This window comes from Silvania confinis (assembly GCF_025564085.1).
GTDB lineage: Bacteria > Pseudomonadota > Gammaproteobacteria > Enterobacterales > Enterobacteriaceae > Enterobacter > Enterobacter confinis.
In genome coordinates this window covers 207,245-220,783 of record NZ_JAMGZJ010000077.1, presented here as the reverse complement: position 1 = coordinate 220,783, position 13,539 = coordinate 207,245, and the positions used below count along the sequence as shown (strand labels likewise).

Annotated in this window: 15 protein-coding genes; 14 read left to right on the top strand and 1 reads right to left on the bottom strand. The window is 50.4% G+C overall.

What is annotated here, in order from left to right; all coding sequences use genetic code 11:
* The first annotated feature begins 12 nt into the window (after positions 1–12).
* The 14 genes from M8013_RS15130 (at position 13) to sdiA (ending at position 12,928) form a co-directional block, all read left to right on the top strand.
* Positions 13–759 (top strand): SDR family NAD(P)-dependent oxidoreductase, encoded by a 747-nt coding sequence (locus M8013_RS15130; protein ID WP_271269097.1) that lies wholly within the window; start codon positions 13–15, stop codon positions 757–759.
* A 12-nt stretch (positions 760–771) separates the two neighbouring features.
* On the top strand, positions 772–1,512 hold the full coding sequence (locus tag M8013_RS15125) for an SDR family NAD(P)-dependent oxidoreductase (RefSeq protein ID WP_271268621.1): 741 nt from the start codon (positions 772–774) through the stop codon (positions 1,510–1,512).
* Positions 1,509–2,318, top strand: a complete 810-nt coding sequence (locus M8013_RS15120) for a transketolase (protein ID WP_271268620.1) — start codon at positions 1,509–1,511, stop codon at positions 2,316–2,318. The genes M8013_RS15125 and M8013_RS15120 overlap by 4 nt, the downstream gene beginning before the upstream one ends.
* The gene (locus M8013_RS15115) at positions 2,315–3,283 is read left to right on the top strand and encodes a transketolase family protein (protein WP_271268619.1); all 969 of its coding nucleotides are present in this window, start codon (positions 2,315–2,317) and stop codon (positions 3,281–3,283) included. The genes M8013_RS15120 and M8013_RS15115 overlap by 4 nt, the downstream gene beginning before the upstream one ends.
* Positions 3,280–4,659, top strand: coding sequence for an AMP-binding protein (locus M8013_RS15110; RefSeq protein ID WP_271268618.1), 1,380 nt, complete (start codon positions 3,280–3,282; stop codon positions 4,657–4,659). Before M8013_RS15115 ends, M8013_RS15110 begins: the two co-directional genes overlap by 4 nt.
* The gene (locus M8013_RS15105) at positions 4,646–5,728 is read left to right on the top strand and encodes a LuxE/PaaK family acyltransferase (RefSeq protein ID WP_271268617.1); all 1,083 of its coding nucleotides are present in this window, start codon (positions 4,646–4,648) and stop codon (positions 5,726–5,728) included. The genes M8013_RS15110 and M8013_RS15105 overlap by 14 nt, the downstream gene beginning before the upstream one ends.
* Positions 5,712–6,905, top strand: coding sequence for an acyl-CoA reductase (locus tag M8013_RS15100; protein ID WP_271268616.1), 1,194 nt, complete (start codon positions 5,712–5,714; stop codon positions 6,903–6,905). The genes M8013_RS15105 and M8013_RS15100 overlap by 17 nt, the downstream gene beginning before the upstream one ends.
* A 139-nt stretch (positions 6,906–7,044) precedes the next feature.
* Positions 7,045–7,764, top strand: a complete 720-nt coding sequence (locus tag M8013_RS15095; RefSeq protein WP_271268615.1) for an RNA polymerase sigma factor FliA — start codon at positions 7,045–7,047, stop codon at positions 7,762–7,764.
* A 54-nt stretch (positions 7,765–7,818) separates the two neighbouring features.
* Entirely contained in the window at positions 7,819–8,370 is a 552-nt protein-coding gene (fliZ, locus tag M8013_RS15090) for a flagella biosynthesis regulatory protein FliZ (protein WP_271268614.1), read from the top strand.
* Between the two features lie 280 nt (positions 8,371–8,650).
* Positions 8,651–9,451: a cystine ABC transporter substrate-binding protein gene (gene tcyJ, locus M8013_RS15085; RefSeq protein WP_271268613.1), complete on the top strand. Its 801-nt coding sequence runs from the start codon at positions 8,651–8,653 to the stop codon at positions 9,449–9,451.
* A 107-nt stretch (positions 9,452–9,558) separates the two neighbouring features.
* Positions 9,559–10,545 (top strand): D-cysteine desulfhydrase, encoded by a 987-nt coding sequence (dcyD, locus tag M8013_RS15080; RefSeq protein ID WP_271268612.1) that lies wholly within the window; start codon positions 9,559–9,561, stop codon positions 10,543–10,545.
* A 21-nt stretch (positions 10,546–10,566) separates the two neighbouring features.
* The gene (gene tcyL, locus M8013_RS15075; RefSeq protein ID WP_271268611.1) at positions 10,567–11,235 is read left to right on the top strand and encodes a cystine ABC transporter permease; all 669 of its coding nucleotides are present in this window, start codon (positions 10,567–10,569) and stop codon (positions 11,233–11,235) included.
* A complete protein-coding gene (gene tcyN, locus M8013_RS15070) occupies positions 11,232–11,984 on the top strand; it encodes an L-cystine ABC transporter ATP-binding protein TcyN (protein ID WP_271268610.1) in 753 nt (250 codons plus the stop codon). The genes tcyL and tcyN overlap by 4 nt, the downstream gene beginning before the upstream one ends.
* Before the next feature lie 221 nt (positions 11,985–12,205).
* A complete protein-coding gene (gene sdiA, locus M8013_RS15065) occupies positions 12,206–12,928 on the top strand; it encodes a quorum-sensing transcriptional regulator SdiA (protein WP_271268609.1) in 723 nt (240 codons plus the stop codon).
* A gap of 65 nt (positions 12,929–12,993) precedes the next feature.
* Here sdiA and M8013_RS15060 read toward each other — a convergent pair whose 3' ends face one another.
* Positions 12,994–13,218: a DUF2594 family protein gene (locus M8013_RS15060; protein ID WP_271268608.1), complete on the bottom strand. Its 225-nt coding sequence runs from the start codon at positions 13,216–13,218 to the stop codon at positions 12,994–12,996.
* Between the last annotated feature and the right edge of the window lie 321 nt (positions 13,219–13,539).

Here is a 13,539-nt window from a genome sequence, read left to right as displayed (position 1 = left end):
AGAGAGGCAAATATGTTGCTGGCTGGGAAAACTGCGGTTATTACAGGATGCTTGCAGGGGATAGGTAAATCGACGTTGACTACCTTTGCCCGCCAGGGGGCCAACCTGTTTGCCTGCATCCAGCATGAAGATGCCGATTTTTTAACATTTATCGAAAAATTAGGCGAAGAGCATAATGTGACGATAACCCCTGTCTGCTTCGATATGCTGGATGATGCTTCTATTAAACAGGCGGCTATAACGATTCAAAAAGCCAAACAGCCTGTCGATATCTTAGTGAACGTGGCAGGTGTGGCAATGGATGCGCTATTCCCCATGATGACGATGGATCAATTGCAAAAAACGTTTAGCATCAATTTCTTTTCGCAGATGATCTTCACTCAATACATCACACGTTTGATGCTGCGTAATAAAAGTGGCTGTGTTCTCAACATCGCGAGTATTTCAGGGCTTGACGGTAATGTTGGGCAATTGGCCTATTCCGCATCGAAAGCGGCAATGATAGCCGCCACCAAAACACTCTCTGCCGAGCTTGCGCCGCAGGGTATTCGCGTTAATGCAGTTGCACCTGGTGTTATCCAGACAGCGATGACAGAAAACCTGCCGGAATCGGTATTGTCAGGAAAACTATCGACTGCGGCGATTCCGCGCCTTGGGTTAGCGGAAGAGGTGGCTAATACCTTATGTTGGCTCGCTTCCGATGCAGCAAATTACGTTACGGGTCAGGTCATTCGCGTTGATGGTGGGATGGGTCATTAAGGAGCTTTTAAGATGCTAAAAGATAAAAATGTCATTATCACCGGCTGTAAACGCGGAATTGGGCGCGCAATGATTGAGGTCTTCGCGGCAAACGGTGCAAATATTTATGCGCACGCCCGCAGCGCTGACGATGATTTTTTAACCGATATGGCATCAACTGCCATGCGTCATGGTGTGGAAATTTGGCCGCTCTGTTTTGAGCTCACGGACACAATAGCAATGAAGCTCGCGGTGAAGAAATTGATGAGCGAGAAACGTCCGCTGCATGGGCTGGTAAATAACGCGGGAATCACGCTCAATGCGTTGTTTCAGATGACCACAGAACAAGCTTTGCGCCAGCAATTCGAAGTGAATTTTTTTGCATTATTCAATTTTACACAAGCGGTATCCAAACTGATGGTTCGGCAGAGACAGGGCAGTATTGTGAATATAGCCTCAACCGCCGCTCAGGATGGTAATGCGGGCAAATCCGCTTATGGAGCGTCGAAAGCAGCTGTTATCGCTTTGACTCAATCAATTGCTGCAGAATTGGGTGATTCAGGGATTCGTGCGAACTGCATTGCACCGGGAATCACGGATACGGATATGTTGGAAACAATGCCAGCGGCTGTGATCGAATTGACCCGTAACCAAACTGATTTACGCCGTCTTGGCAACCCGACAAACATCGCGGATGCTGCGGTATTTTTAGTTTCCGAACTTTCAAGTTATGTCACCGGGCAAACCCTCCGTGTGGATGGTGGATTACGATGACTTCATACAGCCCGTTGCAACAGGCGGCGCGTCAAATTCGTCGCTCCATTATTGATGTGGCTTTTCATGCCCCTGTGGATGGCGTGCATCTGGGATCGGCATTGTCGATGGTCGATATCGCGACGGTGCTGTATGGATCAGTCATGCACTTTCAGCCGAATGACATGGCGTCGCTGGAACGTGACCGCTTTCTACTAAGCAAAGGGCATGCGGCTTTGGCGCTATACACGACGTTGCATCACTACGGCGTAATAAGCAGCGAACAGTTGATGACATTTGATCACAATGGATCCTTATTCCCCGCGTTAACACCGATGAATCCAGCGCTGGGTATTGATTTTGCTGGTGGTTCACTCGGACATGGGATTGGCTATGCCAGTGGCATTGCCTGGCATCAGCACCTCAAGCAGCAACCCTGGCACAGCTATGTCGTGATTGGTGATGGTGAGTGTAACGAAGGATCTATCTGGGAAAGTGCACTGTTTGCCGCACATCATGGATTAAACAATCTCACGGCGATCGTGGATTTGAATGGCTTTCAGTCGGATATTTCCTGTGAGCAAACACTAAAGATGAATTTCCCTGCGCTCTGGCAGGCTTGTGGCTGGCACGTAGAAACATGCGACGGACATGATATCGATGCATTGCAACACGCGTTTGCAGCAATGTCGAATGGCAAGCCTAAAGCCATTATTGCCAGCACAATTAAAGGAAAGGGGATCTCCTTTATGGAAAATAACAATGCTTTTCACCGAGCAAAACTCTCGAAAGAACAGTACCAGGCAGCGCTGGAGGAACTGAAATGAAGATTTCCGTCTCGCCAGCTGACGTCCGTGCCTGGTCGATGATGGGAACGCGTGGAGCATTTGGTATCACGCTGTTGAACCTGGCTCAACAAAACCCGAATATCGTAGGATTGACCGCCGATCTTGGGATCACTTCAGGTATGGAGCGTTTTAGTCTCGCATTTCCTGAGCGTTATCTTAATGTTGGTATAGCCGAGCAAAACCTGATTGGCGTCGCCGCAGGAATTGCTTCCCAGGGAAGCATTCCATTTGCAACGACGTTTGCCAACTTTGCGGCACTGCGAGCCTGCGAACAGATGCGACATTATCTGGGCTATCTGCAGGGTAACATTAAGGTCGTCGGGTTAGCTTCCGGCTTTGCGATGGGGATGTTTGGTACGACGCATTACGGTATCGAAGATATTGCCGCATTACGTGCCATCGCGAATTTGACGATCCTTTCCCCAGCAGATGCCACCGCTACAGCGTTAATGACGTTGACTGCCGCCAAATATGACGGGCCTGTGTATCTTCGTCTGACGGGGGGGATGCGAACACCGATTGTTTATCGTGAGTTCTGCGAATTTATTCCTGGCAAATCAAACCTGCTACGTGAAGGTGCCGATGTGTCGCTTATCGCGACCGGCAGCATGGTATCGGCTTCGCTTAAGGCCGCAGAACTACTCAGTGAACGTGGGATCCAATGCAGCGTGGTCGATATGTATTCCATCAAGCCGCTTGATATCGAGACGCTGAAGAATCAACTTGGTTGCAAACTCATCGTAAGCGTGGAAGAGCACAGCGTGATTGGGGGTCTGGGTAGCGCTATCGCGGAGTTTCTTGTTACGCAGCAGAATGCACCGCGTTTGTTAACGCTGGGGATCCCGCAGGGATACGGCCACGCGGGAGAATATCAGTGGATGCTTGAACAAAACGGTCTCACCGCGCCGCAAATTGCGGGAGCAATTTTGGAACAGGAATTATGACCGCATTCTGGCAGCTTGAGCGCTACGGCGATAACATCGCGATTATCGACGATCAAAATGTTGAACTAAGTTACCGCCAGTTGGCAGATTTGGTCACGTCATTAGCGGCACGGATCCCGGCTCGTTCGCTGGTATTTTGTCTATGCAATAACAGCGTCGATTCCCTTGTTGGATATCTCGCCTGCTTGAATGCGCGCGCAGTTACACTGTTGCTGGATAACGATATTGCCCCTGAGTTGCTCAAGCAACTCATTGGATGTTACCAGCCGGGGTATCTTTGGCGGCAAACAGAGACAGGCTATGCGCTGCAAGATTTGAATCAAAACGCTCCCGAAATGGACAATCAGCTCGCATTGCTGATCGCGACTTCGGGTTCTACCGGTAGCCCAAAAGTGGTGCGTCAGAGCTATCAAAATTTGATGGCCAATACGCGCAGCATTGTCGATTATCTCGACATTGACAGTTGTGAGCGTCCCCTCGCTTGGCTACCGATGAATTATGTCTATGGTTTATCGATCATCAATACTCACCTGGCGCAAGGTGCAACCTTGCTGCTTACCAATAGCAGTCCTGTACAACCGACATTCTGGCGCTTTCTCAAGGAGAATAAGGCGACATCACTTTCAGGTGTGCCTTACAGCTGGGAAATACTGCATAAATTACGGTTTACCCGCATGGAACTCCCTTCGCTAACAACGCTTACTCAGGCTGGAGGTAAGTTGCGTCCGGAATTGCACAGCCAGATGGCGAAGTGGGCGTCAGACAAAGGGCTGCGCTTCTTCATAATGTATGGTGCTGCAGAAGCAACGTCGCGCATGGGGTATCTGCCCGTCGAAAATACAGTAGAAAAACCCGGAGCGATGGGAATAGCGATCCCGGGTGGATCTTTTGCGCTTGAAGATGATGAAGGAAATGAAATTTCCGATTCAGGTAAATGTGGTGAACTTGTTTATTATGGTCCAAATGTCTCTCTGGGTTATGCGATTCGTCGCAGCGATCTGGCAAAAGGTGATGAGCGACAAGGAAGGCTGGCAACCGGGGATCTGGCTGTAAGGGACAGCGATGGGTTTTATACTATTGTGGGCCGTAAAGCGCGATTCCTGAAAGTATTCGGTAATCGTGTAGGACTGGATGAACTTGAACATCTGGTATTGAATGAGTTTCCGTCGCTGGAGTGTGCCGCTATTGGCAGTGACGACAATATTAGAATCTTTATTACCGACGCTTCGGCAACCTCTGCTGTCAAACAATATCTGGCGCAAACCTGCCATCTTCATCATTCAGCTTTCACAGTGAACAGTATTGATGCAATTCAAAAAAATGCTGCGGGTAAAACGCTTTATCATCAGTTAGAGGTACAAAGTGAAGGAATTTGAAGCCTGGTTGGCACATCCGCCTTACGCTTTTACTCGTGAAGTGAAGCGTCAGCATCTAATTAAACGTCTGAATGCGCTCACCGAACTGCATAGAGAGAATTGCGAACCCTACCGTAACATTTTACAAGGACTCGGTTACGACAGTTCAGAAATGGCACAACCTGAAGATGTCCCTTTTCTACCTGTTGCGCTTTTTAAAACCTTAAAGCTAAAAAGTGTTCCTGAGGAATCAGTGGTAAAAACCATGACTTCATCAGGTACCACTGGGCAGGCAGTGTCGCGTATATTTTTGGATAAAACGACTGCAACTCACCAGCAAAAAATACTCGTGCGGATTGTCAGCCATTTTACCGGTGCAGGGCGTTTGCCTATGCTGATTATTGACACTCCCGCGGTGATGAAAGATCGAAATATGTTTTCAGCGCGCGGGGCGGGGATTCTCGGGTTTTCCATGTTTGGTTCTGAACGCTGCTGGGCATTGACAGAATCAATGGAGTTGGACATTGAAGCTGTCGACGCATTCCTGATGCGACATGAAGGTAAACCTGTCTTGCTTTTTGGTTTTACATTTATGGTTTGGCAGCATTTTTACCAGGCCCTAAAAACAAGCGGCCGCAGAGTTAATCTCTCAAATGGCATTCTGATTCATGGTGGCGGCTGGAAAAAATTACATGCACAGGCAGTATCCGCCAATGCTTTTGCCGAAGCGCTATATAGCGTCAGCGGGCTGACAAAAATATATGATTACTATGGCATGGTGGAACAGACCGGTTGCATCTATATGCAGTGTGAGCATGGTCATTTACATGCCAGTATTTTCTCCGATGTAATTATTCGCGACCCGCTGACGTTGTCCGTCTGCCCACAGGGGACGCCGGGTATTATTCAGGTATTGTCTACCATTCCGGAATCCTATCCGGGTCATTCGCTGCTCACTGAAGACGAGGGTGTGCTGTTGGGTGAAGATGATTGTTTGTGCGGTAGATCAGGTAAGTATTTCCATATTTTAGGGCGCCTGAAAAATGCTGAAATCAGAGGATGCAGTGATACCTATGCGTCAGAATATTGAGCAATTGCGTTATCGTGTGGGTGATGCAGGCGTCATGCAAAAGATGCATGTTGTAAAACCACGTGTACCTTTCGATCCTGAGGTGATGGGTTTTCTTCAAACATTGTCCAAAAAACTGCTAGCGTTCCCGGCTGCACGTGCCTATAGCGATATCATTTCCCTGGGTTTCTGGTGTCGTAAAGCCTCTCTGGAGCAATTAAAGAAAACGCATAGTACGAATGACTTTCTGCTTGGTCGGGGCGTTGCATTTCATATTGCGCCATCAAATGTTGCAGTCAATTTCGCTTACTCTTTGATTGCGGGGTTACTCACAGGAAATGCAAACATTGTACGTTTACCTTCCAGATCCTTTGCCCAGGTTGATATTATTTGTCAGTTGATAAATTTGGCGTTGGATGAGCATGACGTAATACGTGATTTTATTTGTCTGGTTGAGTATGGTCACGAACGAGAGATTAACAATGCCTTGTCTGCAATGTGCCAGTCTCGTTTAATTTGGGGCGGAGATCAGACGATTTCATTAATGCGCCAGATTCCGCTTACCCCTGGTGCGATTGATATTGCATTTGCTGACCGCTATTCGCTTGCAATTATTGATGCGGATTTTTATCTGACAGCCGTTAATAAACAACGTATTGCTGAAGATTTCTTTAATGACACACTCTTAACTAATCAAAAAGCATGTACCTCTCCTAAGTTAGTCGTGTGGCTTGGTGAAAATAAGGAACTTGCGAGGAAAGTATTCTGGCAGCATTTTGAAGAGTGGTTGAGGCGCAAACCTGCACCGGAGGCTACCTCGGTCATCAACGCGCTTGTGGCATATTGTCAGCGAGTGGCCGAAGATCCGATGTTGAAATATGTACCTTCTGCGACCAGGCATATCTTCCGTGTTGAGGTAAAAAATGTTACCCAGGAGATGTTGGGAAATCATCAAGGCGATGGTCTTTTTTATGAATGGTCAGTGGATAAGATTGATGAAATTCTTCCTGTTTGTGGTGAGAAATGTCAAACATTTGCTACCCTGGGTGTATCAAATAATGTCGTCGAGCAGTTTATTCTCAGACATGCCCCGAAGGGCATAGACCGCGTGGTTGCTGTTGGTCAAACGATGAATTTCTCCCTGCATTGGGATGGTTACGATCTGCTAAAAACATTAACCAGAACATTGAGTTTGTAGACTAACTAATTATGGGGTTGGCTGCATTAGCAGGATAACCCCCAAATAACCCCCCATTTCACCCACTATTCACACGATTAAAACCCCTCCAGAAACGGATAATCATGCCGATAACTCAATTAACGCAGGGCTGTTTATCGTGAATTCACTCTATACCGCTGATGGTGTAATGGATAAACACTCGCTGTGGCAGCGTTATGTCCCGCTGGTGCGTCACGAAGCATTGCGCCTGCAGGTGCGACTGCCGGCGAGTGTGGAACTGGACGATCTGCTACAGGCGGGCGGGATCGGGTTATTGAATGCAGTAGACCGGTATGACGCCCTGCAAGGAACGGCATTTACGACTTATGCAGTACAGCGTATTCGTGGTGCGATGCTGGATGAACTGCGCAGCCGTGACTGGGTGCCGCGCAGCGTCCGCCGCAATGCACGCGAAGTGGCGCAGGCGATGGGACAGCTGGAACAGGAACTTGGACGTAACGCAACCGAAACCGAAGTGGCGGAGCGTCTGGGTATCGCGATTGTCGAATATCGTCAGATGTTGCTCGATACCAATAACAGCCAACTCTTCTCCTATGACGAGTGGCGCGAAGAGCATGGCGATAGCATCGAACTGGTGACTGACGATCACAAGCAGGAAAACCCGTTGCACCAGTTAATGGAAGGCAACGTGCGCCAGCGCGTAATGGAAGCGATTGAAGCTTTACCAGAACGTGAACAGCTGGTGCTGACGCTCTATTACCAGGAAGAGCTCAATCTCAAGGAGATTGGTGCGGTGCTGGAAGTGGGGGAGTCACGGGTTAGCCAGCTGCACAGCCAGGCCATTAAACGCTTACGTACCAAACTGGGTAAGTTATAGGTGATGTATATCACCCGATAAGTGCCGCACAACGTATTGAAACCAGGAGTTATCATGACGGTGCAGCAATCTAAAAGACGGCCATTAAGCCGCTACCTTAAAGACTTTAAACACAGCCAGACGCATTGCGCCCACTGCCAGAAGTTACTTGACCGCATCACGCTGGTTCGTCGCGGCGAAATCGTCAATAAAATTGCGATTTCACGCCTCGATACCTTGCTCGATGAAGCTGGCTGGCAGGAAGAGCAGCAGGAGTGGGTGGCATTATGTCGTTTCTGTGGCGATCTGCATTGCAAAGAGCAGAGCGACTACTTCGACATCATCGGCTTTAAGCAGTTCTTGTTTGAACAAACAGAGATGAGCCACGGCACGGTGCGCGAGTATGTCGTGCGTCTGCGTCGCCTTGGCCAGCATCTGACCACGCAGCGTATCTCCCGCGATCTGCTGACCTCCGGCTATCTGGATGAAAATCTGGAACCCTGGCTGCCTGCTACCAGCACCAATAACTATCGGATTGCACTGCGCAAATACGCGCAATTTAAAACGCAAATGCCGATGGCGACCAGGCAGAAAGTCAGCCTCGAGACAACATCTGATATATATTAAAAATGAATATACCCGTCATACTTCACGTTGCATGCGCGTTGGCTTTCCTCGTTCACCCCAGTCACTTACTGGAGTAAGCTCTTGGGGACTCACTGCGTCGCCGCGTTACTCGGCGCAAGGCCTCGCCCTTTCAGGGCCAACGCTTTGCGTTGTTCAAAGCGCATGCGCTTTGTCCTGCAACTCGAATTATTTTGGGTATAACATATAGCGCAGTCGTGTTTGACCTTGCGGTTGAACACCCTACACTACACTCAAAATTTTCAATGATATCGGGGTAAGTATGAAATTAGCACTTCTGGGTCGTCAGGCGCTGATGGGTGTTATGGCCGTTGCGCTGGTTGCCGGTATGAGCGTCAAAACATTCGCGGCAGAAGGTCTGTTAAACAAAGTTAAAGAGCGCGGCACGCTGCTGGTGGGGCTGGAAGGGACCTATCCTCCGTTCAGCTTCCAGGGCGATGACGGCAAACTGACCGGTTTTGAAGTCGAGTTCGCGGAAGAGCTGGCGAAGCACCTCGGCGTGAAAGCGTCGTTGAAACCGACCAAATGGGACGGCATGCTGGCCTCGCTGGACTCAAAACGTATTGATGTGGTGATTAACCAGGTCACTATTTCTGACGAACGTAAGAAAAAGTACGATTTCTCCACGCCGTATACTGTCTCTGGTATCCAGGCACTGGTGAAAAAAGGCAACGAAGGCACCATTAAATCGGCTGCAGACCTGAAAGGGAAAAAAGTCGGAGTCGGTCTGGGGACCAACTACGAAGAGTGGCTGCGCCAGAACGTACAGGGCGTGGACATTCGTACCTATGATGATGACCCGACTAAATACCAGGATCTGCGCGTAGGCCGTATCGACGCCATTCTGGTTGACCGTCTGGCGGCGTTGGATCTGGTGAAGAAAACCAAAGACACGCTGGCCGTTGCCGGTGACGCGTTCTCCCGTCAGGAAGCCGGTGTGGCGATCCGTAAGGATAATGAAGACCTGGTCAAAGCTGTCGATGCTGCCATCGCTGAGATGCAAAAAGACGGTAGCCTGAAGGCGCTCTCCGAGAAGTGGTTCGGGGCAGATATCACAAAGTAAGCTATTAGCTAACAAAAAAGGCGCTTATCAAAGCGCCTTTTTTATTTCCTCGCGATCAGCGTGCATAATAAAAAGCATCAGACTTAGACAGGGTTACGGAGGTTTTCATGTCACTACAGAACTTAACGCGTTTTCCACGCCTGGAATTTATCGGCGCACCGACGCCGCTGGAGTATTTACCCCGCTTATCGGACTACCTCGGGCGCGACATTCTGATCAAGCGTGATGACGTGACGCCGATGGCAATGGGCGGCAATAAGCTGCGCAAACTGGAGTTTCTGGCGGCGGATGCCCTGCGCGAAGGGGCCGATACGTTGATTACCGCCGGTGCCATTCAGTCCAACCATGTTCGTCAGACCGCCGCCGTGGCGGCCAAACTGGGCCTGAACTGCGTCGCGCTGCTGGAAAACCCAATGGGTACCCGGGCGGAAAACTACCTCAGCAACGGCAACCGCCTGCTGCTGGATCTGTTTAATGTGCAAATCGAAATGTGCGATGCACTGACCGATCCGCAGGCGCAGCTTCATGAGCTGGCGACCCGCGTCGAAGCGCAGGGTTTTCGTCCGTACGTTATTCCTGTGGGCGGCTCGAACGCGCTGGGTGCGCTGGGCTATGTCGAAAGCGCACTGGAAATTGCCCAGCAGTGTGAAGGCGCAGTAGGGATCTCCTCGGTGGTGGTGGCCTCTGGCAGTGCGGGCACCCACGCCGGACTGGCGGTTGGGCTGGAGCAGCTGATGCCGGAAGTTGAGCTGATTGGCATTACCGTCTCGCGCAGTATCGCGATGCAAAAGCCGAAAGTCGTCACCCTGCAGCAGGAGGTGGCACAGCAGCTGGAGGTGAGCGCCAGTCACGATATTATTCTATGGGATGACTACTTCGCGCCAGGCTACGGCACCCCGAATGAAGAGGGGACGGAGGCGGTAAAACTGCTGGCGCGTCTGGAAGGGATCCTGCTGGATCCGGTGTATACCGGTAAAGCGATGGCGGGCCTGATCGACGGTATTAGCCAGAAGCGCTTTAAGGATGAAGGGCCGATTCTGTTTATTCATACGGGCGGCGCACCGGCGCTGTTTGCCTATCATCCTCATGTCTAAAGCACAGGCAGAAAAATCATAATGCAAGAAAGTATCCAACTGGTGATTGATTCATTGCCCTTCCTGCTGAAAGGTGCGGTGTTTACGCTGCAGCTGAGTCTCGGCGGGATGTTCTTTGGACTGGTGCTGGGCTTTGTGCTGGCGTTGATGCGCATGTCGCCCATCCTGCCCGTCCGCTGGCTGGCGCGGTTTTACATCTCGGTATTTCGCGGTACGCCGCTGATTGCCCAGCTGTTTATGATCTATTACGGCCTGCCGCAGTTTGGTATCGAGCTCGATCCGATCCCGGCGGCGATGATTGGCCTGTCGCTGAATACCGCAGCCTATACTTCGGAAACCCTGCGCGCGGCGATCTCCTCCATCGAAAAAGGGCAGTGGGAAGCGGCGGCCAGTATCGGCATGACGCCGTGGCAAACCCTGCGTCGCGCTATCCTGCCGCAGGCGGCGCGCGTGGCTCTGCCGCCGCTCAGCAACAGCTTTATCAGCCTGGTGAAAGACACCTCGCTGGCGGCCACCATTCAGGTGCCGGAGCTGTTCCGTCAGGCGCAGCTCATCACCTCGCGCACGCTGGAGGTCTTTACCATGTACCTCGCGGCCTCGCTGATCTACTGGGTGATGGCAACGGTGCTTTCGGCGCTGCAGAACCATTTTGAAAACCAGCTTAATCGCCAGGAGCGTGATCCGAAATGAGTGCTATCGACGTCAAAAACCTGGTGAAGAAATTTCACGGACAGACCGTTCTGCACGGGATCGACCTCGACGTGCAGGAAGGGGAGGTGGTGGCGATCATCGGGCCGAGCGGCTCGGGCAAAACCACGCTGTTGCGCAGCATCAATCTGCTGGAACACCCTGAAGGCGGCACTATCCGCGTGGGCGATATCACCATTGATACGGGGAAATCGCTTAACCAGCAGAAAGGGCTGATCCGCCGCCTGCGTCAGCAGGTGGGGTTTGTGTTCCAGAGCTTTAATCTGTTTCCGCATCGCACGGTGCTGGAAAACATTATTGAGGGGCCGGTGATCGTCAAAGGCGAGCCGAAAGAGGACGCCATCGCCCGCGCCCGCGAGCTGCTGGCGAAGGTGGGGTTGTCGGGTAAAGAGACCAGCTACCCGCGTCGCCTCTCTGGCGGTCAGCAGCAGCGCGTGGCCATTGCCCGCGCGCTGGCGATGCGCCCTGACGTGATTCTGTTTGATGAACCGACCTCGGCGCTGGATCCCGAGCTGGTGGGGGAGGTGTTAAACACCATTCGTCAGCTGGCGCAGGAGAAACGTACCCTGGTCATTGTGACCCACGAAATGAGCTTTGCCCGCGACGTGGCGGACCGGGCCATCTTTATGGATCAGGGGCGTATTGTTGAGCAGGGCCCGGCAAAAGAACTGTTTACCCACCCGCAGCAGCCGCGTACCAGGCAATTTCTTGAAAAATTTCTGATGCAGTAGCATGTTTGCCCTCTTTTGCTCCGGAATTAATCTCCGGAGCAAATTATTGTTCCCATGAATGCATCTGAGCGTGATTAAATCCTGTCAGTATGGTGCTAACTCCATAAATTCTGTAGATATTTCTCTGCTGGCCGATATTTTATATATATAAATAAGATTTATGTGTTAGTTTATGAATACATAATAATGATTATCTTTTACAGGGGTTTTATTCCGTAAGTATGAAGGATTTAGACTTTTTCACATGGCGACGGGAATGCTTTGTGCGGTTTCAGGAGATGACTTCTGCCGACGAGCTATATTCCGAACTACAACGACAAACCCAGAAGCTGGGTTACGATTTTTATGCCCTCTGCGTGCGTCATCCGGTGCCTTTCACCCGGCCTAAACTCTCGCTGCATTCGACCTACCCGCAGCAGTGGATGTCTCAGTATCAGGCAGAAAACTACTTTGCGATCGATCCGGTGCTCAAACCCGAGAATTTCGTGCACGGCCATTTGCCGTGGAATGATGAATTATTCGCGGAGGCACAACCCCTGTGGGACGGTGCGCGTGACCATGGTCTGCGCAAGGGAATAACCCAATGTCTGATGTTGCCGAATCATGCGCTCGGTTTTCTATCTGTTTCCAGTACCAGTCTGTCAGGGCAGGTAATAGCCGGCGAAGTGGTTGAATTGCGACTGCAAATGCTGGTGCAGATGGCAATGACCACGCTGCTGCGTTTAGAGCATGAAATGGTGATGCCGCCGGAGATGAAATTCAGCAAGCGCGAAAAGGAAATTTTGAAATGGACGGCGGAAGGTAAAACTTCAGCAGAAATAGCCATCATTCTGTCTATTTCTGAAAACACGGTGAACTTCCACCAGAAGAATATGCAGAAGAAATTCAATGCGCCCAATAAGACGCAGATCGCGTGTTATGCGGCCGCGACGGGGATTATCTGACAATACTTTGTTCTGCGTGGCAGGCGAGTAAACGGCTGAATGCGATGCTTTCAGCCGTTTTTATTTTATTGACGGTAAGCTTGTTTGATTTGCTTAACGGTGCCGGAAAATACCTCGGCCTGTGCCTGGTCTTCCATCTGCGCGATTTGGCGTTCCATCTTAATGATCACCCGACCCGCGTCTGCCTGGCCCATCGCCTGCAGCATCAGAGTCAGCAGTGATTTCAGACAAGAGACTTCCTGTGCCAGTTCTTGATTATTCTCAGCGGTGGCGAAATCAGGTGTGCTCATTTATTTTCCTCATTATAAAAACGGCGCTTGAGCGCTTAGATCAAAGTTATGGCGGCGGAGTATACCACAAGCTGTCTGGAAAAACGCAGTGGTTGTTTTTTGTACTTTTCCGTATTTTGTTTATTTAACTGAACAGTCAATAAGTTTACGCTTTCTGCGTGTTTAGCCGTAATTAATTGTTTGGCTAAGGTTTGTGCAGCGTTAATTATTGTTACAAAAAGATATTAGATATTTTAACAATGCTAAAATAGCGATCAAAAGATGTTGTTTCCGAAAACAACAGGCTGCAAACCTGCATGCCGCGCCTTACGCAAGCCTTTC

Excerpts from the sequence above, each read along its gene's own strand:
- M8013_RS15130 (WP_271269097.1), top strand. The coding sequence starts at position 13 with ATGTTGCTGGCTGGGAAAACTGCGGTTATTACAGGATGCTTGCAGGGG.
- tcyJ (WP_271268613.1), top strand. The coding sequence starts at position 8,651 with ATGAAATTAGCACTTCTGGGTCGTCAGGCGCTGATGGGTGTTATGGCC.
- M8013_RS15100 (WP_271268616.1), top strand. The coding sequence starts at position 5,712 with ATGCGTCAGAATATTGAGCAATTGCGTTATCGTGTGGGTGATGCAGGC.
- sdiA (WP_271268609.1), top strand. The coding sequence starts at position 12,206 with ATGAAGGATTTAGACTTTTTCACATGGCGACGGGAATGCTTTGTGCGG.
- M8013_RS15110 (WP_271268618.1), top strand. The coding sequence starts at position 3,280 with ATGACCGCATTCTGGCAGCTTGAGCGCTACGGCGATAACATCGCGATT.
- M8013_RS15115 (WP_271268619.1), top strand. The coding sequence starts at position 2,315 with ATGAAGATTTCCGTCTCGCCAGCTGACGTCCGTGCCTGGTCGATGATG.
- M8013_RS15120 (WP_271268620.1), top strand. The coding sequence starts at position 1,509 with ATGACTTCATACAGCCCGTTGCAACAGGCGGCGCGTCAAATTCGTCGC.
- M8013_RS15125 (WP_271268621.1), top strand. The coding sequence starts at position 772 with ATGCTAAAAGATAAAAATGTCATTATCACCGGCTGTAAACGCGGAATT.
- dcyD (WP_271268612.1), top strand. The coding sequence starts at position 9,559 with ATGTCACTACAGAACTTAACGCGTTTTCCACGCCTGGAATTTATCGGC.
- tcyL (WP_271268611.1), top strand. The coding sequence starts at position 10,567 with ATGCAAGAAAGTATCCAACTGGTGATTGATTCATTGCCCTTCCTGCTG.
- tcyN (WP_271268610.1), top strand. The coding sequence starts at position 11,232 with ATGAGTGCTATCGACGTCAAAAACCTGGTGAAGAAATTTCACGGACAG.
- M8013_RS15060 (WP_271268608.1), bottom strand. The coding sequence starts at position 13,218 with ATGAGCACACCTGATTTCGCCACCGCTGAGAATAATCAAGAACTGGCA.
- fliZ (WP_271268614.1), top strand. The coding sequence starts at position 7,819 with ATGACGGTGCAGCAATCTAAAAGACGGCCATTAAGCCGCTACCTTAAA.